This window comes from Nocardiopsis sp. CNS-639 (genome assembly GCF_000381685.1).
In the GTDB taxonomy this organism is placed as follows: Bacteria; Actinomycetota; Actinomycetes; order Streptosporangiales; family Streptosporangiaceae; genus Nocardiopsis; species Nocardiopsis dassonvillei.
On sequence record NZ_KB906854.1, the window covers coordinates 156,487 to 177,870 of the forward strand.

At 74.9% G+C, this 21,384-nt stretch carries 18 protein-coding genes; 2 read left to right on the plus strand and 16 right to left on the minus strand.

Annotated elements, in window-relative coordinates:
* Positions 1-9: 9 nt before the first annotated feature.
* The 7 genes from G011_RS0100605 to G011_RS0100635 form a co-directional block, all read right to left on the minus strand.
* A complete protein-coding gene (locus G011_RS0100605; protein WP_019606753.1) occupies positions 10-942 on the minus strand; it encodes a type II secretion system F family protein in 933 nt (310 codons plus the stop codon).
* Between the two features lie 52 nt (positions 943-994).
* A complete protein-coding gene (locus G011_RS0100610; protein WP_019606754.1) occupies positions 995-2,320 on the minus strand; it encodes a CpaF family protein in 1,326 nt (441 codons plus the stop codon).
* Positions 2,321-2,455: 135 nt separating this feature from the next.
* Positions 2,456-2,857: a TadE/TadG family type IV pilus assembly protein gene (locus G011_RS0100615; protein WP_019606755.1), complete on the minus strand. Its 402-nt coding sequence runs from the start codon at positions 2,855-2,857 to the stop codon at positions 2,456-2,458.
* Positions 2,854-3,273, minus strand: coding sequence for a hypothetical protein (locus G011_RS0100620; RefSeq protein ID WP_019606756.1), 420 nt, complete (start codon positions 3,271-3,273; stop codon positions 2,854-2,856). Before G011_RS0100620 ends, G011_RS0100615 begins: the two co-directional genes overlap by 4 nt.
* Positions 3,257-4,672, minus strand: coding sequence for an AAA family ATPase (locus G011_RS0100625; RefSeq protein ID WP_019606757.1), 1,416 nt, complete (start codon positions 4,670-4,672; stop codon positions 3,257-3,259). The genes G011_RS0100620 and G011_RS0100625 overlap by 17 nt, the downstream gene beginning before the upstream one ends.
* 3 nt (positions 4,673-4,675) lie before the next feature.
* Positions 4,676-5,467: a Flp pilus assembly protein CpaB gene (cpaB, locus tag G011_RS0100630; RefSeq protein ID WP_019606758.1), complete on the minus strand. Its 792-nt coding sequence runs from the start codon at positions 5,465-5,467 to the stop codon at positions 4,676-4,678.
* Between the two features lie 69 nt (positions 5,468-5,536).
* Positions 5,537-6,673, minus strand: coding sequence for a hypothetical protein (locus G011_RS0100635; protein WP_026337878.1), 1,137 nt, complete (start codon positions 6,671-6,673; stop codon positions 5,537-5,539).
* Between the two features lie 650 nt (positions 6,674-7,323).
* Between G011_RS0100635 and G011_RS0100640 the strand changes: the two genes are divergently transcribed.
* Positions 7,324-7,791 (plus strand): YkvA family protein, encoded by a 468-nt coding sequence (locus tag G011_RS0100640; RefSeq protein ID WP_019606760.1) that lies wholly within the window; start codon positions 7,324-7,326, stop codon positions 7,789-7,791.
* A 184-nt stretch (positions 7,792-7,975) separates the two neighbouring features.
* On the opposite strand, the gene rpsN is transcribed toward G011_RS0100640, so the two are convergent.
* From rpsN to G011_RS0100655, 3 genes are all read right to left on the minus strand, one after another.
* Positions 7,976-8,281, minus strand: a complete 306-nt coding sequence (gene rpsN, locus G011_RS0100645) for a 30S ribosomal protein S14 (RefSeq protein ID WP_019606761.1) — start codon at positions 8,279-8,281, stop codon at positions 7,976-7,978.
* Positions 8,281-8,517, minus strand: coding sequence for a 50S ribosomal protein L28 (gene rpmB / locus G011_RS0100650; protein ID WP_026337879.1), 237 nt, complete (start codon positions 8,515-8,517; stop codon positions 8,281-8,283). Before rpmB ends, rpsN begins: the two co-directional genes overlap by 1 nt.
* 90 nt (positions 8,518-8,607) lie before the next feature.
* Entirely contained in the window at positions 8,608-9,702 is a 1,095-nt protein-coding gene (locus G011_RS0100655) for a GTP-binding protein (protein ID WP_019606763.1), read from the minus strand.
* A 163-nt stretch (positions 9,703-9,865) separates the two neighbouring features.
* Between G011_RS0100655 and G011_RS0100660 the strand changes: the two genes are divergently transcribed.
* On the plus strand, positions 9,866-10,285 hold the full coding sequence (locus tag G011_RS0100660) for a VOC family protein (RefSeq protein WP_019606764.1): 420 nt from the start codon (positions 9,866-9,868) through the stop codon (positions 10,283-10,285).
* 153 nt (positions 10,286-10,438) lie between these two features.
* On the opposite strand, the gene G011_RS0100665 is transcribed toward G011_RS0100660, so the two are convergent.
* The 6 genes from G011_RS0100665 to G011_RS0100690 all read right to left on the minus strand — a co-directional run bounded on the left by G011_RS0100665 (position 10,439) and on the right by G011_RS0100690 (position 21,190).
* Complete coding sequence (locus G011_RS0100665) at positions 10,439-10,726, minus strand: YciI family protein (protein WP_019606765.1); 288 nt, start codon at positions 10,724-10,726, stop codon at positions 10,439-10,441.
* 154 nt (positions 10,727-10,880) lie between these two features.
* Positions 10,881-11,054, minus strand: coding sequence for a hypothetical protein (locus G011_RS31550; protein ID WP_019606766.1), 174 nt, complete (start codon positions 11,052-11,054; stop codon positions 10,881-10,883).
* Positions 11,051-12,673 carry a TRAFAC clade GTPase domain-containing protein gene (locus G011_RS29445; protein WP_019606767.1) on the minus strand — a complete coding sequence of 541 codons (1,623 nt, stop codon included), beginning with the start codon at positions 12,671-12,673 and terminating at the stop codon, positions 11,051-11,053. The genes G011_RS31550 and G011_RS29445 overlap by 4 nt, the downstream gene beginning before the upstream one ends.
* A gap of 149 nt (positions 12,674-12,822) precedes the next feature.
* Entirely contained in the window at positions 12,823-15,534 is a 2,712-nt protein-coding gene (locus G011_RS0100680) for a GTPase-associated protein 1-related protein (RefSeq protein WP_019606768.1), read from the minus strand.
* Positions 15,535-15,638: 104 nt separating this feature from the next.
* On the minus strand, positions 15,639-16,859 hold the full coding sequence (locus G011_RS0100685) for a TRAFAC clade GTPase domain-containing protein (protein WP_155979692.1): 1,221 nt from the start codon (positions 16,857-16,859) through the stop codon (positions 15,639-15,641).
* Positions 16,853-21,190, minus strand: coding sequence for a fibronectin type III domain-containing protein (locus tag G011_RS0100690; protein ID WP_026337882.1), 4,338 nt, complete (start codon positions 21,188-21,190; stop codon positions 16,853-16,855). The genes G011_RS0100685 and G011_RS0100690 overlap by 7 nt, the downstream gene beginning before the upstream one ends.
* Positions 21,191-21,384 lie beyond the last annotated feature (194 nt).

Consider the following 21,384-nt stretch of genomic DNA (forward strand, 5'->3'; position numbering starts at 1 on the left):
GAGCGGTCCTCACAGGTCGAACTTGGTGATGCGGGACACCAGCACGAAGCCGATGGCGAACAGCGCGGCCACCACCAGCAGCACCGTCACCCCCGCCACGGACGTGGTCATGACGCGCATGATGCCCGGCTCGATGGCGTTGATCAGGAACAGGGCGCCCACCGACATGAACCCCAGCGCCCACACGGTGCTCGTGGTCTCGCTGAGGATGGTCTGCACCTCGCGCCGGGTCTCCTTGCGGTTCTCCAGGGTGGTGGAGATGTTGCGCAGCGCCGTGACCAGGGAGCCGCCCGAGCGCGAGGCCACCACCAGCGTGGACAGCAGGACCCCCAGCTCGCGGGAGGGCATGCGCTCGCGAAGCTCCGCGACGGCCTCCTCGAAGCTGGCGCCCAGCTTCATGGACTCGGCCATGCGGCTCAGCTCCTCGCCCGCGGGCCCGTCCAGCTCGTCGGCGGCCATCGCCACGGCCGTGGGCAGGGCCAGGCCCGCCGAGGTCGCGTTGCCCAGCACCCGGGCCAGGTCCGGCAGCTGGGAGGTGAACTCCTCGCGCCGCTTGGCCTCGGCGCGGTTGAGGTAGGAGAAGAACAGGAACGCCACCCCGGCCGCCGCCAGCAGGCCGAAGAAGGGCGCCAGCACCTGCCAGACCACGACCACCGCCAGCAGCGACCCGCCCAGCAGCGCGAGCACGAACGTGGACAGGCGCACCTCCGCGCCCGACCGGGCGATCCTGCGGTACAGCCGCCCGCCCCACTGGGTGCGGTAGATCGCCGCGTCCAGCCGCGCCATGGGCGTGGACGCCTCGTATTCGGCCTGGTCCAGGGCACTGCGGGCGGCGATCATCCGCCGGTGCTGCGCGCTGGCCACGAACTCCCACAGCGCCCACAGCGCCAGGGCCAGCACCACGGCCAGGCCGCCGAGGATCGCCACGAACTGCCAGGTCACCGGAGCTCCATTCCGATCGGGGGACGCGCCCGCCGGGGCGCGGGGGAGGGCCTCACCAGCCGCTGCGGGGGCGCTCGTCGGTGACCACCCCGAAGGCCGCCGGGATGGCCTCGCCCACGTGGTAGATCCGCCCGGCGATGTGCCGGGGCAGCGGGAAGTGCCGGAACTCGCCCTCCACGGCCCGGTTGGGGCCCATGGGCAGGGCGGAGAACTGCATCACCGGGTCCAGCCGGAACTCCTCGCGCCGCCGTGAGGAGACCACCGCGATCTCGTTGACCCGCCGCGACCCGTCCGGCCACCGGCCCAGGTGCACGATGGCGTCCACCGCGTTGTTGATCTGGTCGCGGATCGCCTCGTAGGGCACGTTGACGTCGCTCAGCGTGGCCAGGGTCTGCAACCGGTGGATGGCGTCGTCGGCCGAGTTGGCGTGCACGGTCACCAGCGACCCGTCGTGGCCGGTGTTCATGGCCTGGAGCATGTCGATGGTCTCCGAACCGCGCACCTCGCCGACGATGATGCGGTCCGGGCGCATCCGCAGCGCGTTGCGCACCAGGTCGCGGATGGCGATCTCACCCCGGCCCTCGATGTTGGGCGGTCTGGACTCCAGGCGCACCACGTGGTCCTGCATCAGCTGGAGCTCGGCCGAGTCCTCGATGGTGACGATGCGCTCGTCGGAGGGCACGAACGCCGACATCGCGTTGAGGAAGGTCGTCTTTCCCGTACCGGTGCCGCCGGACACCACGATGTTGAAACGGGCCCGCACCATCGCCGCCAGCAGGATGCCGGTGGGCGAGTCCAGGCTCCCCATCCGCACCAGTTCGTCGATGGGATAGGGCTTGGGGAAGCGCCGGATGGTCAGCACCGGGCCCGACAGCGACAGGGGCGGGATGATCACGTTGACGCGCTCGCCGGTGGGCAGTCGCGCGTCCACCATCGGCGAGGACTCGTCCACGCGGCGGTTGACCATCGACACGATGCGGTCGATGGTCTGGTAGAGCTGCTCCTCGCCGTTGAAGGTGGCGTCCACCCGCTGCATCCGGCCTCCGCGCTCGATGAACACGTTGTCGGGGCCGTTCACCATGATCTCGGTGACGGTCTCGTCGGCCAGCAGCGGCTCCAGGACGCCCAGTCCCAGGGCCTCGTCCACGACCCGGCGGATGAGCGCCGAACGCTCCCGGTCGGAGAGCACCGGGCCCTCGCGGGTGAGGATGTGCCCCACGACCTTCTCCAGGCGGACCCGGCGCTGGGCCAGGGTCAGCCTGGTGAGGTCCTCCAGGTTGATCTCCTCCAGCAGGCGCCTGCGCCAGTGCGTGACGCTGCTGCGCTCGGAGCGCCCCTCGACGGCGCGGTCCTCCTCCAGACGGTCCTTCAGACCCATGGCCCCGCTCTCCTTCCCCCGGGGGCCGGCGCGGCGGGGACACACCCCGCCGCGCGGTGCCCCGACACGACTTCCACTGCGTTCTCCCCGGGCGCCGGGGCGGTGCCCCGGCGCCCGCGGCGCACCGCCCCGACCTCACACATCGGGCATCTCCACGCGCCGGGTCAGCGTCAGGTCGAAGCCCGCCGCGGAGAACACGATCGGCAGCGGGTGCGAGACCTCCACGTAGAAGCCCTCGTGCTCGTTGACGCCGCTGGTGACGGTCGCCTCGTCCAGCCACGGCGGCAGCGCCGCGCGGGCGGCGGCCTCCGCGCCCTCCAACCGTTCGGCTCCGGCCACCCGCGCACCGGCGCGGGCCGCGGACTCCAGCCGCTCGACCGCGACGAAGGCCAGGAAGGCCTCGATCGCGATGACCGCGACCAGGAGCAGGATCGGGAAGATCGCGGCGAACTCCAGCAGCGGGCCGCCCCGGTCGCCGTCCCGGCGCGGTCGGCCTCCGAGCAGGAGGCGCCGCGCTCCGCGGTGCCCTGCGCTCACGGCGTGGCCCCCCGCGGCTCGACCTCGGTGACCACGCGGGCCTCGCCGGTGACGTCCCAGGGCCCGGAGGCCCCGGGCAGGAAGATGGGCATGGCCATGGTCACCCGGGCGTAGCGCACGCCGTCGCGCTCCACGATCTCCACGGACATCACGTCCGCCCCGTCCCACGGCGGCCGGACGCGCTTGCGGGCCTCCTCGTCCACACGCGCCATGTCGTCGGGGGTCACGGCGGCCTGACGGGCGGCCTCGGCGGCGCCGTGCGAGGCGTACATGGCGGTGATGCCGAGCAGCAGCACCTGCCACACCAGGGCCAGCGCCAGCATCATGAACGGCACCGCCGCGGCGAACTCCACGATGACCCCGCCGCGGTCGCCGCGCCGCCCCCGTCGGAGGCCGGGCTCAGCTCCCGAAGCCACCGCGTCCCCCTCCGCCGCCGTGCGGCCCGGAACCCGTGCGCCCGCCGAAGGGCTGGCCCAGCGGCGGCACGGAGGCCTGCCCGTTGGCCGCCGCGCGCGAGGGGTTGGCCCCCGACGCGTTGAGGAAGCCGGACACGTCACGGGTGGAGGGTCCGCCGCCGCGTCGCTCGGACAGGGAGGCGAACCCGCCCAGCCCCGCGGGCGGGGTGGCCGAACCCCCGCCGCCACCGGGCTGCGCGGGCGGGTTCAGCAGGTCCAGCTCCGCGGCCAGCCGCGAGAACGCCCTGCGCAGCCCCTCGTCGGTCACCTTGGTCGGGTCGCCGTTGTTCTCCCCGGGCTCCAGGGCGCGGTAGGCGGCGGGGACCGGTGTGCGCAGCACCCGGGTGCCCAGCAGCTGCTGGAGGAAGTCCGGCTGGATCTCGTTCTTGCGGCTGTGCCGGGTGACCAGCGAGTACACGTCCGTGTGCGAACGCACCTGCAACCGCTCCCACATGCTCATCAGCCGCTGGGCGCCGCGCATCGCGGGCACGTCCGGGGTGACGGTGACGACCGCGCTGTCGGCCAGCTCGACCGCCATGGCGGTGGCCTCGTTCATGGTGGACCCGCAGTCCACCACCACCAGTTCGTACCGGGACCGGAGCGCGCTCAGCACCCGCCGGGCGGCGCTGGCGCCGACGTCCTCGCCGCGTTCGCCGTGTTCGGGGGCGAGGAGCACGTGCGGACCCCGCGGGTCCACGTACAGGGTCTCCGCGAGCATGCCGGGGGTGATGTTGTCCCCGGCCTCGACCAGGTCGCTGATGGAGCGGCGGTGGCGCAGGTTGAGGAACGCGGGCAGGTCGCCGGTCTGCAGGTCCAGGTCGACCAGGCACACCACCCGCTCGGCGGCGGCCGCGGCCATCGCCAGGTGCACGGCGCACGTGGTCGTACCCACGCCGCCCTTGGCGCCGCTGATCGCCACGATCCGGCCCCGCACGCCCGACGCGGGCAGGTCCATCGACGCCGACTCCAGGTGGCGGCGCAGCGTGCGCGACCACTCGGCGGCCTTGGTGACCCGGCTCTCCAGCTCGGCGATCCCGCAGTCGTCGGGCATCACCCCGCGCGCCCCGGCCTCCATGGCCCCGGTGAACGTGTCGGGGTCCATCGTGGGCGACACCAGCAGGATCGCCACCTGCGGATGGCGGTGGGACAGGTCGCGTACGGCCTCGAACACCGGCGCCGGGCCCAGATCCTGGTGGATGAGGACCACGTCGATCTCCGGGAACTCCCCGGCGGCGTCGATCAGCGCCGTCGTGGTGGACCTGGAGGCCACCAGGGAGGCGCTGCCCAGCTCCTCGAAACGCGCGGCGAGCACCATCTCCGACTCCGAGGTCGGCATACCCGCCAGGACACGGAAGTTCAACGCTTACCCCCCATGCGGCGCGCGCCGCTCGTCGGCCGCCCCGCCCTCGTCCGGTGTCGTGCTCTCGTCGGCCGTTCCCCCGGCGACGAGGTCGTCGAAGTCCCCGCTGCAGAACTCGGACTCCTCCGGGGTGCCGCCGCCGTCGGCGCTCACCAGGGCCAGCCTGAGCCCGCTGGAGAAGTCCTCGGCGTAGGCGAGCCGGAGCGCCGCCTGCGGGTCCAGGCGGAAGGTCACCGGGACCACCCCGGCCACGCCGCCGCCCTCCTCCTCCTGGGTGCGCAGCTCACCGATGTCGAGGACCTCCACCTCGGTGATGACCCGCACCGCGCACGCCTCGCCGTGGTCGCGCGCCGGGAAGGTGCCGTAGATGTCCACGAACGACCCGCGCCGCACCTTGCCCGCCACACCGGTCTCGGCGTTGACCATGATGGCGATCTCCCGCTCCCCGGCGGTGAGGGTGGGCTGGGGCTGCACCATGCCCCGCTGGAGGTAGACGCCCGCCTCCAGGTGGGAGGCGGCGACGAGCTGCTGGTCGGCCGGGGTCTCCACCTGGGACAGGTCGGTGAGGAAGACCTCCGGGTCGAAGTACATGCTGGGCACCTCGACCCGCTCCACGGACTCCTCGCCGATGGGCTGGTAGGCGTCCACGGCCTCGGTCAGCCGCAGGACGGTCGCGAACTCGCCGAGGCGCTCCTGCTGGCTGTTGAGGTAGGTGAACACGGAGGCGAACACGGCGACGGCGCCGATAGCGGCAACGACCATGAGCAGGACGCCGCGTCGCTGACGGGGGTTCATAGGGGTGGCTTTTCCGTTTCCAGTGTCGTCGCGGGCCGTCCGCTCGCCTCGGGGGCGCGGTGCCGCTCCCTAACGGGAGTAGGTCCGGGGCGCGTCGGGGCGCGGGGCGCGGCCCGCGAACGGCGGACCCTGCGGTCGGTCGGTGGAGGGCGGGGGAGGCGGACCTGGCACGCGCCCCCCTTCCACGGGGGGAGGGGCCTGGCCGGGTCCGGCGGTGCTGCCGGGGGAGGAGGTGTCGGTTCTGCCCGAGGCGCCGGGCGAACCCGGAGCGCCGTGTGCGCCGGGCGGGCGGGCGGCGCCGCCGGAGAGGGGTCCGGCGGCTCCTGCGGAGGAGCCCGGGGCCGCCGGGGGGCCCTGCCCGCCGGACGGCCGGGGGCCGGACCGCTGCGCGGTGGTCCGTGCGGCGGTGGCCGAGCAGAAGGGGCAGGTGCGTGCCGACATGGGCTCGCCGCACCAGGAGCAGGAGGCGGCGCGGATGGAACTGGCGGCGTAGGCCAGGGCCTGTGGGTGGGCGCTCAGCGCCACGAACTCCACGTACTTGGCGGTTCCCCAGTACAGGGGGCCGAGCGGCTGGGCGGGCAGGGTGCGGGTCGCCACGGGCTGGATGGCCTGCGGGAGGTGGTCGTCGAAGACCCCGGTGATGCCGGGGTCGGGGGTGGAGCACAGCAGCTGGACCGGTTGCACGGGCCGGAAGGGCAGCGTGCGGGAGACGTCGGACGCGCGCATGCGCCCCACCTGGCGGGTGGGCGCGCAGTAGGCGAGGAAGGACACGGACGGGGCGTAGGAGCCCATGTGCTGGCGCATCGAGGTCGGGATGGTGGTCAGGCCGGAGACGGTCCTGAGCCAGGCACCCGCCAGCAGGTGCCGGGGCAGTTCGTCGCACAGCGCGGCGACCATCCCCGGCGGCAGGTAGGGGGCGAGGTAGGCGAGCTGGTCGGCGACCAGGGACAGGGCCAGGGGCGACAGATCGACGCCGATCCCGGCGATGTGGTCGGTACGCATCGCGCCGCGGGCGAAGTTGACCGCGCGTTCGGCGTCCGCGGAGTGCCACGCGGGGTAGAGCGCCACGACCTTGCGGCCCGCCTCGACCTGCTCCCTGGCGAAGGCGACGAACGCTGCGCTGCGCTCGCCGATGCCCTCACCGCGCATCGCGAACCGGTGGGCCCCGGCCTCACCCACATGACCCGTGCTGGGGATGTCCGCCAACAGGGTGACGGTCGTCGCCGACCGAGGTAGGGCTCTGGACACTGGGCAAGCTCCATCGGTTCTGCGCGCTGGGGCGAGATGGCTGAGCGGCCTTGCGAAGGGTGGCACTCGGACGCATCGTAACGAATGTGTGGCTGAGCGCGGGAGGCCTCGCGTTTGTCGCCCCGGAACGCGGGGTGTGCGGTGGTGGAGTGGTCGGGGTGCGGGGGGTCGGCGGGGGTGACACGGGTGGCGCGGACTCCGCGCTGGCCGAAGGGGATCGGATCGTGTCCGTGTGCACCGCCTCCTTCCTGGGCAGACGTGTTTCGTGCTGGCCGCATGTGGCCAACGCGTGGACAGATCGGTATGCGACCGTTTTCGGGTCGTATGGGTTCTGTGTCGGTCTGTGGGGGTTGGGATGCCTCCCGGTGACGTTTGGTGTCTCTCATCCTTTCTTCTCCAAGGATGCCCTTCCTCTCCCTGCCCCACCAGTCCCCTCCGCGGCCTGTGGACAACCCTCTCGGCGTACGGACGCTCCGTCCGGGGGCGAGGAGGCGGCCGGGGTGTCGCGCCGGTCACGTACGGGATTGGACCCGCGCCACGCGGGAACGAAACAGGAAGGCTTCGCGTCATATCTTGAGAAGCCACGTCCTCACCGAGGAGACCGAACGATGCGCAAGGCAAACCGCGCCGCGGCGGGAGCCGCCGCCTGGCAGGTCGTCCGCAACACTGACAGCGACATGTCCGTCTGGCAGCGGGCCGGAGCCGTCCCGCGGATGATCGGCGCCAAGGTGCGTGGACGCTACCCCGAGCTGAGCAGCGGCAAACTGCTCGGGATGCTCGTGCTGGCGGCCTACATCCTCTCTCCTGTCGACTTCGTCCCCGAACTGTTCGTTCCGTTGCTCGGCCTGGCCGACGACGTCGCCGTCGCCGTGTGGCTGACCACCATGGCGCTCGGCGAGAGCGAGCGCTTCGTGCTCTGGGAGCGCCAGAACCAGGCGCAGCAGGCCTTCCACGAGGCCAATCAGCCGGGCGGACACGACCACGGCATGCGCGGCGGCCAGGCGGGACCGGAACGGGGACACGGCGTCTCCGGCCACGACGGCCACCGCTCCTCCACCGACGGCGCACGCCCCTGACCGGAACCGTCCCGGCCAGCGCCGCCGCTGACCGGGACCGCCGCCGTCCGTTGACGGCCCCGGATCGCACCCGAACCGCACACGGGCCCCGCGCGCACCGCGCGGGGCCCGTGGTGTCGGATCCGGTCGAGCCGCAGGGCGTCGGGGGTCACACCGCCGAGCGCGCGACCGGATCCCGCTTCCGTCACCAGCTGGACTTGGTCACCCCGGGCAGCTCGCCCCGGTGGGCCATCTCCCGGAAGCGGATCCGCGAGAGCCCGAACTTGCGCAGGTGCCCCCGTGGCCGCCCGTCCACGGCGTCGCGGTTGCGCAGCCGGGTGGCGCTGGCGTCGCGGGGCTGCCGGTTCAGCTCGGCCACCGCCTCCGCGCGCTCCCGCTCACCGGTGTGCGGGCTGCGGATGATCCGCTTGAGTTCGGCCCTGCGCTCGGCGTAGCGGGCCACCACGCGCCTGCGCTGCTGGTCGCGGGCGATCTTGCTCTTCTTGGCCATCAGACCCTCCCGCCGCGGGCGCGGATCTGGGCGACCACCCGCTCGATGCCGCGGGCGTCGATCACCTTCATGCCCTTGGTGCTCACGCGTAGCTTCACATAGCGCCCCTCACTGGGCAGCCAGTACTTCTTCGTCTGGATGTTGGGGTCGAACCGGCGCCTGGTGCGCCGGTGGGAGTGCGAGACTGAGTTTCCGAAGGCCGGAGCCTTTCCGGTCACCTGACAGACACGGGACACGGCGGTCCCTCCTCTCGTTCGCGGCCCGCGGACTCGCGGACCGTTCGGGCTCCCCGGTGTCCGGGGCCCTCCCGTCGTGGCGCCGTCCCTCTACAGGGCGTCGGCGAAGGGGTCGGACCGCAGCGGCTGTCCCGCCTCGTCCTCGGTCATCAGGCACGAGTCCAGCAGGGCCACCAGGCGTCGGGCGTCCAGGTCCACACCCGTGAACGCCAGGTGCTGGCCGCGGTCGCCGAGCACCGGGTCCCAGTCCAGGAGCGCCGAGACCCGGCGGGTCTCGGAGACCATCTCCACCGCGGCCTCGGGCAGCGCGTCCAGCCAGGGTCCGCCGCTCTCCAGCAGCAGGGCGTCGTTGTAGGCGTCCCACACCAGCAGCGTGTCCGGGCGGCTGGCCAGCCAGATCCGGCCCCGGCCGCGCAGGCCCGCGGACACGATCCGCTCCAGCGCCTCGTGCAGCCGCACGGGATGCAGGGGGCGCCTGCGGTTCCAGGTCACCGTGCGCACCCGCCCGTCCGCGCGGTCGGCGTAGTGCGCCCAGGCCGGGTTGAGCCGGTGCGCCGCCGCCTCGGGGTCGAACCGGCCGTGCGTCAGGTCCGCGAGCCCGCCTCCCGAGGGGACGACCACGGCGGCCGGGTTGAGGTGCTCCACCAGGGCGCGGGCCTCGTCGAGGTGGCGGGTTCCGTGCACGGCGACCGCCGTCGGGTACTCGACCTGGTGGGCGAGCACCTCGGCGACCGTGCGCTCGTCCTCCACCGCGATGTCCAGGTCCCGGTCGCTCAGGTCGTCGTGCCCGGACAGGTCCGGCAGCAGGCGGTCGGCGTCCACCGCCGCGATGACCGCGGCCAGCCTCAGCTCCTCCCGGGCCGCGACGACCTCGGCCACCTGCCGGGGTTCGACCCCGTCCCAGGTCTCCACCACGCACAGGGTGTGCTCACCCCGCTCGGCCAGCCGCAGCAGCGTGGGCACGAGGTCCTCGCGCAGTGTGCAGGACGCGCACAGGTGGTCCAGGTCAACACGGCTGTGGTCCACAGGACCCCAGCGGTCACGGGTGACGCGGTGGACGATCCCCTCGGCGATCCCGTCGAGGTCGTGGTGCACGGCCACGGACCCCGGGACCTCCGCCAGCAGGTCGTCCACGCTCCGTCCGCGCGCGTGGCGGTGCAGGCCGCAGACCACGGCCACGCGCATGGGGGTTGTCGGCTCCATCGGGGGACACCCTCCTTTCAAAGAAAACGATAATCATTATCGTATAGCACCCGCGTGGCGCCTGGGCGGGAAAAGTCGGTTGCCATAACCACGATGTGTGTAGTACTTTGACTGAAGTGGTTGGAAGCGATCCCCTGGAGGCACCGTGAATATCGATCTCGTCGGACTGGCCGTGCTCTGCGACGACCCGCGCGCCAGCGCCGCGTGGTTCTCCGAGCACTTCGGCTTCAACGTCAACATCGACCTCGGCTGGTACCTGAACACCCAGCACGAGGACCACCCCAAGCTGTCGATCGACTTCGTGCTGCGCGACCATCCGTCCACGCACGAGGTGCTGCGCTCGGGGAGGGCGGAGTCGCTGGTCGCCTTCCTGGTCCCGGACGTGGACGCCGAGGAGAAGCGGCTGCGGGAGGCGGGGGTGGAGGTGATCATGCCGCTGGTCAGCGAGCCCTGGGGGCAGCGCCGCTTCCAGGTCTCGGGTCCGGAGGGCCTCTACATCGAGATCCTCCAGATGGTGGCCCCCGACCCGCAGTGGATGAGGGACAACGGCTTCGCCGAGGAGTGACGCCGGGGGCGGCGGGGCGGGTCCAGGGGGTTCGGCGGCCCGGTCGTGCCGGAGGAGGCGCGGGGCCGCCGCACACGACGCCGGCCGGGACGGAAGGGGTTCCGTCCCGGTCGGCGTCGCCTGCTCTCCGGAGGGTCGTGCCCTCCGGCGGGCTCAGAAGTGCTCGGCGAGCGGGCCCAGCACCGGGAGCCACTCCCTGACGTCCACCTCGGAGACGAGCCCCTGGATGCGGAAGGGGTCCTTCTCGGTCAGCGCGAGGGCCTCCTCGCGGGAGCCGGCGCGAAAGAGCAGGAGGGCGCCGGGCGCGTCCTCGGCGCCGAAGGGGCCCGAGCAGAGGTTGGCGTCCTGCGCGGCCAGGTACTCGCGGTGCGTGGAGCGGTGCTCGTCGCGCGCCGCGGCGCTGTCGGGGGCGTAGGTGTAGGTGACGGCGAAGATCGCCATGGTTTCCCTCCCGGGGTGTGTGGCGGCTGGTGCCGCGATCGCCGTCACTGTGCCACAGGCGCAGGTGGGAGGGTGCGGCCGGGTCGGGCACCCCTGCCGTCACGGGGATGTCCTCGGGACTGGTCCGAGGGGCCTACCGAGGTTCGGGGGCGGCTCAGGGGCCCTCGGTGACGCGGGACAGGGCGTGGGCCCACACCCCCTGGACGGTGACCACTCCCAGCCAGACCGCCGCCGCGAGCACGGCCGCGGTCACCGCGCCCGCGAGCGCGTACGTCACCACGGCCACGGTCCGGCGCGTGCCCCGGTGCCCGGCTCCCCGGTAGGTCATCGGCTCTCCTCCGCGTACTCGGGGCGGTCCGGCCCGGTCCGCTCCGGCCGCGCGTGCCGGGGGCTGCGGCCCACGGGCCGCAGCTCCTGTGACGCCCCGCGATCCCCCGCCGCTTCCGGCGCGCCCGTTCCGCCCGGGGTCCCGGGTTCCTCCCGCGACGCGGCGAGCATCGCGGTGAAAGCGTCGTGCTCCCCGGCCAGCGTCCACCGCAGCAGGGCGTTCAGGCTGGGGTCGGCCCGCCCCTCCCGGTCGGTGACGGCCGAGGTCAGGAACACCCGCGCCTCCCCGAAGTCGGCCTCGGCGTCCCGCAGCAGGTTCCCCAGTCCCAGGGTCCGTTCCGCCCACACGCGCGGGTCGGTCTCCCTGGGCGCGATGGCCGTGCCCCGCACCAGGTCGCCGCGCGTGACCACCACCGCGAGGCGGGCCTGGCGCAGTCCCCGCCCGCCCCGGCGCCGGGCCAGCATCCGGTACTGGCGCCGGATCTCGTCGCGCACCGCCCCGTAGGCCAGTTCCGGGTCGCGGGTGTGCGACCGGTCCCCGGCCAGCCGGGCCCTCTCCCGCGTGGTCAGCGAACGCCACACCGACTCGATCCCCAACGGGTCCACCGCCAGCACGAACGTCGTCGCCCGGCCCAGGTAGGCCAGCTCCTCGACGGTCGCCGACCGGTTGAACCGCTCGCCCGCCGCGTCGAACAGCTGCATGAGCAGGGTCCTGCCGCTCGCGCCCACCCGCACGGTCAGACCCCGCACCTCGCGGCCCGGGGGAGTGGGCGCGGTCCGGGACCCGGCCGCGAGCACCCGCTCGCCCTCCCGCAGCCGCCGCACCGTCTCCTCGCCCACCGGCTCCACGTACGCCTCCGGCGCCCGGCGCGCGGCCTGGGCCAGCGCCAGGTTCATGCCGGTCACCAGTCGCGTCTTGCCCGCGCCCGTGCCCCCGAACAGCGGCAGCACGAACTCCCTGGCCTCGCCCGGACGGTGCTCCAGCCCCCGGTCGCAGTGCGGACACCGCGCCTCCAGGTCGGCCGAACCCAGCAGGAGCAGCGTGGGCAGGCGCGCTCCGCACAGGCACTCCCGGCGCCACAGCCCCCGCCCGCCGGGGCGGATGGCGCCGTGCCGCCGACCGCAGCGCGCGCACAGGTAGGCCGGGTAACCCAGCCGCAGGAAGCACCCCGGGCACACCATGCGGATCCGTCGCACCAGCAGCAGTCCCGAGTCCGCGAGCCGCAGCGCTCCGACGGCGGTCCACGCCGCGGCCAGGTAGAGGCCCACCACCAGGGCGTGGACCAGGAACTGCGGCAGCAGCAACACGCTCCAGGGTGCCGCGGCCCCCCAGCTGCGCGCCACCACCGCGCGCAGGTCCCACCAGGCCGGACCGCCGTGGTAGGCCAGGTGCGCGGGGTCGTCGCGGGTGCCGGGCAGCGGCTCGTCCGGGTGGTCGCCCGCCCACATCACCTCGCGCACGCGGCGCAGGTAGGAGAGCACCAGCACGCACCACCCGGCGAGGAGGGCGGCGCCTCCCCCGAGCACCACGGCGCTCACCAGTCCCGCGAGCAGCCACCACCGCAGCAGGTAGACGACCACCAGGCCCAAGCCCGCACCGGCGGCGACCAGGAGGGCCACCCCGATCTGCGCGCCGCCGTCGTCGCGCCGCGACCGCGCCGCACGCCTCGTGGCCGCCGCCCGCCTGAGCGCCGACCACCCCGTGAGCGCGCTCCGCCCTCCGGAGGCCGCCCGCCTCGGCGCAGACCGCCCCGCGGACGCCGCCCCCCTCATGACCGCCGCTCGCCCGACCGCGGACCCAGCCCCAGGAACCCGCGCCCGCGCGGTTCGCGCGAGCGCTGCGCCCACTCGTCGAAACCGGCCGCCGACTCGCGCGGCAGCTGTCTGCGCATCCTCGCCAGGTGGCGCCGCCGCCACCCGCCCACGGCCGGTGCGAGCACCGACACGTCCAGGTGCCCGGCCCGCCCGTGCCCGGCCAGGATCCGGTGCCTCGTCGCCCGGTAGACCAGGGCTGCCGTGGCCGTGTCCGGCCGGTCGTCGGCCAGCCGGGCCGACACCGCCTCGCCGTAGGCCTCGAACACCTGCGCCGGGCAGTCCCGCAGGGCCTCGGCCAGCAGCGAGCACTGACACCACCCCAACAGCACGCGTACCACCAGCCGCCAGGCCACCTCCTCCACCGCCGGATGGGCTCCCCGCACGGCCGCGTACACGGCGGCGAGCCGGTCGTGCGCACGGTCCTCCCCGGCCGCGCGCAGTGCGACCAGGGACGGGCGGACCTCCGACCACTCCACGACGACCCGTCGGCCGGAATCGGGAAGCCGGGTCCGCAACCAGTGCCGGGACACCTCGTCCACCAGCTCCCGCCACGTCCGCTCCTGGCCCGCTTCGGGGGGCGCCGCCATCGCCTCGGCCACCCAGCCGCCCACCCCCGGCGCCACCAGGACCCCGGGACGCAGCACCCTCAGGACCAGCAGGGCGGCCCGCGGCCCGTGCCCGGGGCCCCACACATCGGTGAGCAGGTCCTCGTCCAGGTCGTGCGCGGCGAGCCCGGCGGCGCCCGCCGCCCGGCCCTCCCTGCGTACGGACACCAGATACGACAGCAGCCCCGGAAGGTCGCCTCGGGGATCGGTGGCCAGCAGCCTCAGTTCGCGCAGCACGGCGCTGGACCCGTCGCGGTCGTTGGCGAACAGGGCGCCCACCGGCCCGGCCGCGAGGGCCGCCAACCTCTCGCGGGGCAGCGCGGCCAGGTGCGAGGCCGCGCCCCGGCGCACCCCGGGGTGGGCGGCGACCAGGGCGCGCGCCTCCGGGGAGGGCAGGTGCGAGGCGGCCAGCAGCGGGGCGAGTACCCCGCCGCCGTACCGCTCCATGCTCTCCTCGGAGGGCAGCAGACCACTGGCCCGGGCCCAGCGCAGCAGCACCACAGCCCGGTCGGGGGCGAGTTCGCCGCACTCGCCCCCCAGCAGGGCGGCGACCCGTTCCCGCGCCGCGCAGCGCACCGACTCCGTGCGCATCGGCGTCACCGCGGGGGCGCCCCCGCCAGCGGCGATGTCGTCCAGGGAGCGGCGGACCATCACGTGTTCGAGCCGCTCGGTGGTCCCGTCCGCGCCGCCCAGCCGGTGCGCCACCCGCTGCAAACCGGCCAGGTCGGCCGGGTCGAGGACTCCCGACGACGGCTCCGTGAGCAGGGCGGAGCCCCCGGACGCTCCGTCGCGGTTCCTGCCGGAGAGCCCGCCCCGCCCCCCGCCGGGCGCCTCGTTCCGGTCACCGCCGGGCACCCCGCCGCGGCTTCCCGCGGACGTTCCGCCCGCACCGCCGACGAACGCCCGGTCCAGCACGCCGCCGACCGGCCCGCGAGCGGCCCCGCCCGAGGACCGGCCGGACCCCGCGCCCACCAGGTTCCGGTCCGGCCCCCGGTCGCTGGCCTCCATCCCCACGCGGCCCTCCTCCGACCCCGCGGCGTCGGCGTCCAGGATCCGGTGGACCAGCGCCGCCGCGTCCTCGGGGGCGAGCCACTCCACCGCCTCGGACAGCCACTCGCGCACCTCCCGCAGGTCCTCGCGCGCGGGAGCGTCCGCGTCCAGCAGGGACGCCGCGGCCAGCACCGGGAGCCAGTCCGCCAGCGCGCCCTCGCGGCCCGAGGCGTACGGCCGCGCCCTGTGCCACAACACGGCCGCCCGGCGCGTGCCCAGCCGGACCAGGCGGTCGGCCACGGCCCGTGCACGGGGGTCGGGTTCGGGGAGCGCGTCCGGCGGGTCCTCCTCCGGGTCGTACACCGTGAACCTGTCGCGCCACAGCGCGGTGTCGGAGTCGGGCGCGACGCCGACGACCTGCACGAGCGCCTCGTCGGGGTCGCCGCAGTAGGTCGCGAACGACAGCAGCCGCGCCCGCCGCGGCGGAAGCAGGTGGCTCAGGGCCGCCACCCAGTGCGCCACGGACGTGCTGTCGGCCACCAGCACCAGCGGGCGGGAGTCGTCCACGGCGTCGTCGACGGCGAGCAGCAACCGCGTCACCACCTCCGCCGAGCGGCCCCGCACCCACGCGTCGGTGCGCGGGCGGTCCAGCGGGCCGGGGCCGATCTCCGGCTCCGACAGCTCCGGCAGCTCGGACAGGCCGGGGTCGCCGACCGGCTCCTCCGCCCAGAAGTCGGCCTCCCACAGCTCCGCGGGCAGCGGGCCGGATTCCTCGGGCCCCGCGGCCACCAGGCTGTGCGCGAAGTAGTTGCCCGGCCTCCCGGACGGGTCGTCGCCGCTGGAGACCACGCGGCTCACCACCGGCACCCCGCCCACGTCGGGGGAGTAGCACAGGTTGACCGGGTGCTCGTCGACGCGATCGCGGGACCGCGGCGGCTCGTACACGGTGAACCGCTCGACCTCCCTGAGCACCCGGGGGTCCACCCCGGGGGTCGCCGCGTTGAACTGGTACCCGGCGTAACCGGACAGGCCGTGCTCGCACGAGGTGTAGTACAGCTGCGCGAAGCCCATCGGCGCACCCCTTCGGTCTGGTCGTCGCGGGGGGTCTGGTTCTGGATCGGTGGTGGTTCACAGGGGCCCGGACACCCCGGCCCGGCGGGTCCGCCGGGCCGGACTCAGGACCGGGACGCCTCGCGCGAGGGGATGACCCCGAACTCGCTGAGCATCCACAGGAACGGGTCGGCGACCCGGTAGGGGCGCACCCCGCCGCGCACGCGGTTGCCCGCGTCGGGGACGCCGCCCAGGGCCGACACCCCGAAGTAGCGGGCGTTGCGGTAGTGGTTGCGCACGTGGCCGTCCACCCCGCCGCCGTCCCACCGGTGCAGCAGCTGCTGGATCTGGGCGTGCACGTCCTGGCTGTCGGACTCGTCGAAGAACGGCGCGGTGGGCTGCGGCCGGTGCAGGGGCGAGCCCTCGTCCAGTTCGCCGTGCAGCGCGTCGATCTTGGTCAGGCACACCGCCATGGGCACCTGGATCAGCCTGTTGACGGCTCCGGGGCGGCTCATCAGCAGGTCGGTGACGCGCCCCAGCATGTCCAGCGGTCGGCTCCGCGCCCTGTCCGGGGCGGGCGGTCGCCCGCCCGCGGCGGCCAGCTGCCGGGTGCCCTCCATCCGGAGCGGATCCAGCAGGAGGATGATCCCGTCGGCGCTGTTGAGGTAGCGCAGGTTCGCCTCCACGCTCGCCTCGGAGGTCAGGTCCTCCCCTGCGGTGTCGAAGAACGACAGCAGCGTGTGCTGCGGCCGCCTGCCGCCCAGCCCCCGGCGCTGGGTCGTGAACCGGAACACCAGCGGTTCGCGGGTGACCCCGGTGCGCCGGGTGGCGCCGAGCAGCCGCGCCTCCTCGTAGAGCGGGGTCTCGTAGTCGGCGTGGAACCGGTACCGGGTCTGGTCGTCCGAACCCCCCACCGACGCGTCGAACCGGGAGCCCACGCGGTTCATCAGCTCGTGGATGAGCACCGTCATGAACACCGTCTTGCCCGCGTCGCGCGCTCCGACCAGGGCGATCATCCGGCTGCGGATCCGTCCGAAGTTCACGGGGAGCTGGGCGTGGCAGGTGGCGCACACCTGTCTGCCGGTGGTCGACGCGCACTCCGGGCACACCGCCCGGGCACTGCGCCCGTCGGCCTCGAAGACCGGCGGCAACCGTTCGCGCCGCCCCAACTGGGCGCGGATCGCGGCGTCCTCCACCGGCGCGCACACCCGCCCGTCCGGTCCCGGGCGCCCCGTGCACCGGAAGCGGATGCGGCGCTCGGCGAACCGCGAGTAGCAGTAGGGGCACACCAGGAGGCGGCCCTCGACGGGGATCAGCGAGCGCACGGCGTCCAGGCTTCTCAACACCTCAACTCCCTCACCGGGGGCTGGCGCAGCCGCACCCCCGTCCCGTCGTCGTCCGCCGGGAAGCACATCAGCCAGCCCTGGCCGGTGCCCCGCGGAGGCCGTACGCGCACCGAGACCCACTCGCCCGCCGACAGGTACTGGGCGGGCAGGACCGCCAGCACCGTCCCCTGGTCGGCGGTGTGCGGCTGGACGGGGCCGTCGGCGTACACCACGACCACCTCGGGCATGGTGCAGTCCTCCTCCGCGACCAGGTGCACCACCCGGTCCCGGCGCAGCAGGCCCGCCGACTCCACGCGGTAGTCGAGCACGGCCCTGCCGGGAACGGTGACGGTCGCGGCGGAGCTCACCGCCTCCCCGCCCTCGAAGGGGACGACGGCGCGCACGTCCACCCGCACCGACTCGGGGCCCATGAGCGTCTCGAAGCCCCCGTCGGAGGAGTACTGGCGGCGGGTGCAGCGCAGTTGGCCGCCGGTCCAGGTCTCCGTGCCGCGCTCCTCGGGGCGCCAGGAGATGATCGCCGCGCAGGCGTCCTCGGGCCAGGTCCACCCGAGCCGGACCGAGGTGTCGAACCGTTCCGCGCGCAGCCCTTCCACGGGCGGGGCCGCGGTCACCCGCACGGAGACGCCCACGACCGCCTGGTCGCCCGCCACCGTCACCGCCAGGACGTGGTTGGTGCCCGACTCCAGGGTGAACGCCACCCGTTCCCGTTCCTCCCGAGGGGCCTGTGCCTGGTGCGCGCCCTGTTCCTCGGCCGCGCTCATGCGGTTCCCCGGTACCGCCGTGGCGGCCGACCCGCGGTTCCACGGGGCCGCTCCGGCCGCTGGCGTCCCGGGAACCCCCTGAGTACCAGCGTGCGCGGTTGGCCCACGGTTCCCGGCTGTTCCGGGGGTTCCCGGCACACCGGTGGGCGCTGCCGTTCCGGGGGCGTGGTGTGTGACGCCGGTGGTCGCCGCCGGCTCGGGGTTTCCGGTTGTTCCTCTTCCGAGGCTCCCCGGTGTGCTGGTGACCGTTTCCGCGTCAGGAGCCCCCGCGGTGTCAGGAGTCGCTGACGCACCTCGGTTCCCAGCTGCCTCGGGAGCCCCGGCCTTCGCATGTCCTTCGTGCGTGCCGCCGGGCGCGTCCGGGCCTCCCGCCACCCGGCCGCCGGAAGCCCCCGGACCTTCCGGTCTCCCGGGTCCGGAGTACGTGGCCGTACCGCCGTGCCCGGCCCCGGGGGACGCCGCGTCCGTGAGCAGGCCCGTGGCGGCGCGCCCCTCGGCGCGGTCGTGGAGGGCGACGCCCTGCGGGGGCACCACCGGTCCGCCCCCCGGCCGGTCGCCCGCGGCCGCGCGGTGCGACGGCGGGTTCGCCGTGCGGGTCTCGTCGTCGTGGAGGTCGGCGCCGGTCCGCCCCGCGGAGCCGAACACGCGGGCGCCCTCGCCCTCCCCGCCCGCGGGCGGGGAGGGCAGCACCACGCGCGGCAGGTCGGCGCCGTCGGCCGCGGGCACCGCCCGGGCGTTCACGGAGTGCTCGCGCCCGTCGCGGGCGTCCGCCCCGGTGCGCGCGGGAGTGCCGAGGGCACCGTCCCCCGCCCCGGTGGCCGCCGGTGCCGGGGACTCCGCGGCGGGGGAGAGCCTGGCGTGCCTTCCGACACTGCGGATGCGCTCACCGGGCCCCTCGGCAGGGGCGGGAGCACGGTCCCCCGCGGCACCTCCGGGCGCCGCGGAACCGCTGGAGGGCGCGTGCGGGGTGCGGGCGTCCTGGCCGGGAACGGTCCGGGTCTGCCCCGAGGGCCGCTCACCGGGGGCCAGGATCCGGACTCCCTCTCCCTCCTCGTCCGCGAAGCCTTCGCGTCGGGCGCCCGCGCCGTGGTCGGCGCCCCGGCTCCGGGCGGGGCTCCTCTCGCCCGGCCCCAGGACGCGGATGCCCTCGGTCCCCCCGTGCCCGTCCTCCTCGAAGGGCGCGGTGCGCGGGTGGCCCGCGGCGTGGAACGCCCCCTCGGGGGAGCGGATCCCGCCCTCCTCGGAGGGCACTGTGTTCGGGTGACCCGTTACGTGGGGCGCACCCTCACGAGGGCTGGCCCCTGTCTCCTCGGGTGGCATGGTGTGCGAGTGGCCCGTGTCGCGGAACGCGCCCTCACGGGGACGGGCCCTGCCCTCCTCGGGAGCCGCGGCGCCGGTGCGCGGCGCGTGCGGGGTGCGGGCGTCCTGGACGGGGGCGGTGCGGGTGTGGCCCGTACTTCTCTCCCCGGGCCCGAGCACGCGCACGCCCTCCCTCTCCTCGCCGGGCATCCCCCCGCGCGCGGGGTCCGCGTGACCGTTCGCCGACCCCGGGGGCGGCCCCGAGGCACGGCCCGCGCCTGCGCGAACACCCGTTCCGCTGTTCCAATCGGCCCCACTGCCCTCGGGGGACCCCCCGTCGTCGGCCACCGGGGTCTGGGCCACCTCACGGCCGTAGGACTCCAGGTCGTCGGGGCCGAGCACCGTGCCCAGAGGCCACTCGGGCGGTTCCTCCCCGACCCGCAGCACGACCCTCCCCCGGGAGGGCCGTGTCCACGAGGCCCGGAAGTCCGCGCCGCCGTCCGGCACCACGGACAGGTCCCGCACCGCTTCCGGGCACGGGCCGGGGCTGGCCCGGCGCACGAGCCCCGCCGATCCCCGCGCGTGCCCGTTCGAGGTCACGTAGACCGCGCGGATCCGGTAGTGGTACTCCACGTCCATCTCGACGTCGGTGTCGCAGAACCCCGACCCGTCCGTCTCCACGCGCACGCCGTCGCCCGCGCCGCGCGGCGGCGCCCCCACACCGCGCAGCACCTCCACGCGCACCGCCTCCGCCGGGGCCTGCCAGGAGCCGGACACCGACCGCTCCCCGGCGCGCACCCGCAGCGAGGAGACCTCCGGCGCGATCATCACCGGCGCGGACGACGCCTCCTCCGACACCCCGAGGCCGTCGCGCACCGCCACCACCGCGTAGCGCGCCTCCGCTCCCACGGGCGCTCCGGTGTCGGTGACCTCGTTTCCCGACGACTCGCCCACCAGCGCCTCGCGGGCGCTCCCGTCCCGCCCGGTGCGCCGTGTCACCCGGTAGGTGACCGACTCGTCCGGAGCGGGGCCGGGCTGCCAGGAGACCACCACGTTCCGGCCGTCGACCCTGGCCTCCACGCCGCGCGGCGGCGGCGTCGCCACCTCGCCGAGCCGGGCGGCGAGCGCCTCGTCGTCGGCCGCGGCGTCCGCCGCCGCGGCCAGGGCCCGGGCGGCCTCCTCCCGGTCGCCCGCGCGCAGCGCCCGCTCCGCCTGCGCGGTCAGCTCCTCCACCTGCTGCATCCGCGCGCGCAGGCGCTCGTGCAGGTCGTGGTCCTCGGGCAGGTCCTCGGCGGCCTCCTGCGCCTGGCGCAGCCGGTTGTCCGCGAGCAGGTCGTGCACGTCGCGCTCCGCCCGTGCGGGCGCGTCGGCGCCGGGGGCGGACCGCCGCACGGCCGCGGACAGCAGCAGTGCCTCCTCCTCGGCCAGCCCCCGGCTGACCCAGTGCCGGGCCAGCCCGGACTCGTTCAGGGCCTCCGGGCGCTCCCGCAGGTCGCCGACGATCTCCCCCAGCACGAGGGCGTCGGCCCGGTCTCCCTCGGCGCGCAGGATCTCCAGCACGTTCTCGGCCGCAGCCCTGCCCTCGGACTCCGGTTCCAGCCGTACGCGCTGGACCGCCTCGTCGAGGGCGGCCTTGTCCAGGGCGGTGCCGTCGTGGAGCCGGAAGCCGTCCAGCACGGTGAACCCCTCGGCCAGGCGCTGCTCCCCGAAGACCTCCATGGGGGAGAAGGGCACGCCCCGGGTGCGCAGGTGCCCGCGCAGGGCGCGCAGGGTGTCCTCGGACGGGGCGTCGTCCAGTTCGGGAAGCCGGTCCACGACGCGCACGCCGTGTTCGAGCAGGACGCGCTCGGCGTCGGCCTCGGTGACGCCCACCGGCGCGATCATCGACCGGAGGGTGTCGCGGTCCAGGAGGGAGGTGGTCAGACCCCCGGCGATCTCGGACCACGTGTTCAGGACCCGTCGGGCCTCGTCGGCGCGGACCTGCCGGAAGTGGGCGTGCGTCAGCGCGCCCTCGCCCTCCAGCCGCTCGTGCTCGGCGATGAGGTCGTCCAGCACCTCCCTCAGGGAGCGGCGGCTGCTCCGGAGCGCGCGCCAGTGGGCGCACACCTCGTTGACGTGCTCGGTGAACGCGGCCGGATCGGCGCACAGCCGCAGCTCCAGGCGGGGTTCGACACCGTAGCGCGTGAACAGGTCCGCGGGCAGCCCGTGGGCGCGCGCGGCCACCAGCACCTCGTCCTCGTAGCGTGTGCGTTCCTGTGCGTCCCAGGGCATCGTGCGATCCCGCTCCCCTCGTGTGGTCGTGGTCGTACGGTCCGGTGAGGGGGGTGGGCGGCGGGCCCCGGAGGCGGTGCCGGTCAGTTCACGCGGCTCCTCTGGGGCCGGAGGCGGTGATCGCTACCGCCCCGCCGGTCCCGGTCGCTTCGCGTCCCTGCATCGGCTCCGCCTTTCACGGCCGGGGATTTCCC

Coding starts and splice junctions, on each gene's coding strand:
- G011_RS0100610 (WP_019606754.1), bottom strand. CDS start 2,320: ATGGGTCTGAAGGACCGTCTGGAGGAGGACCGCGCCGTCGAGGGGCGC.
- cpaB (WP_019606758.1), bottom strand. CDS start 5,467: ATGAACCCCCGTCAGCGACGCGGCGTCCTGCTCATGGTCGTTGCCGCT.
- G011_RS0100640 (WP_019606760.1), top strand. CDS start 7,324: ATGCGCAAGGCAAACCGCGCCGCGGCGGGAGCCGCCGCCTGGCAGGTC.
- rpsN (WP_019606761.1), bottom strand. CDS start 8,281: ATGGCCAAGAAGAGCAAGATCGCCCGCGACCAGCAGCGCAGGCGCGTG.
- G011_RS0100655 (WP_019606763.1), bottom strand. CDS start 9,702: ATGCGCGTGGCCGTGGTCTGCGGCCTGCACCGCCACGCGCGCGGACGG.
- G011_RS0100665 (WP_019606765.1), bottom strand. CDS start 10,726: ATGGCGATCTTCGCCGTCACCTACACCTACGCCCCCGACAGCGCCGCG.
- G011_RS31550 (WP_019606766.1), bottom strand. CDS start 11,054: ATGACCTACCGGGGAGCCGGGCACCGGGGCACGCGCCGGACCGTGGCC.
- G011_RS0100680 (WP_019606768.1), bottom strand. CDS start 15,534: ATGGGCTTCGCGCAGCTGTACTACACCTCGTGCGAGCACGGCCTGTCC.
- G011_RS0100690 (WP_026337882.1), bottom strand. CDS start 21,190: ATGCCCTGGGACGCACAGGAACGCACACGCTACGAGGACGAGGTGCTG.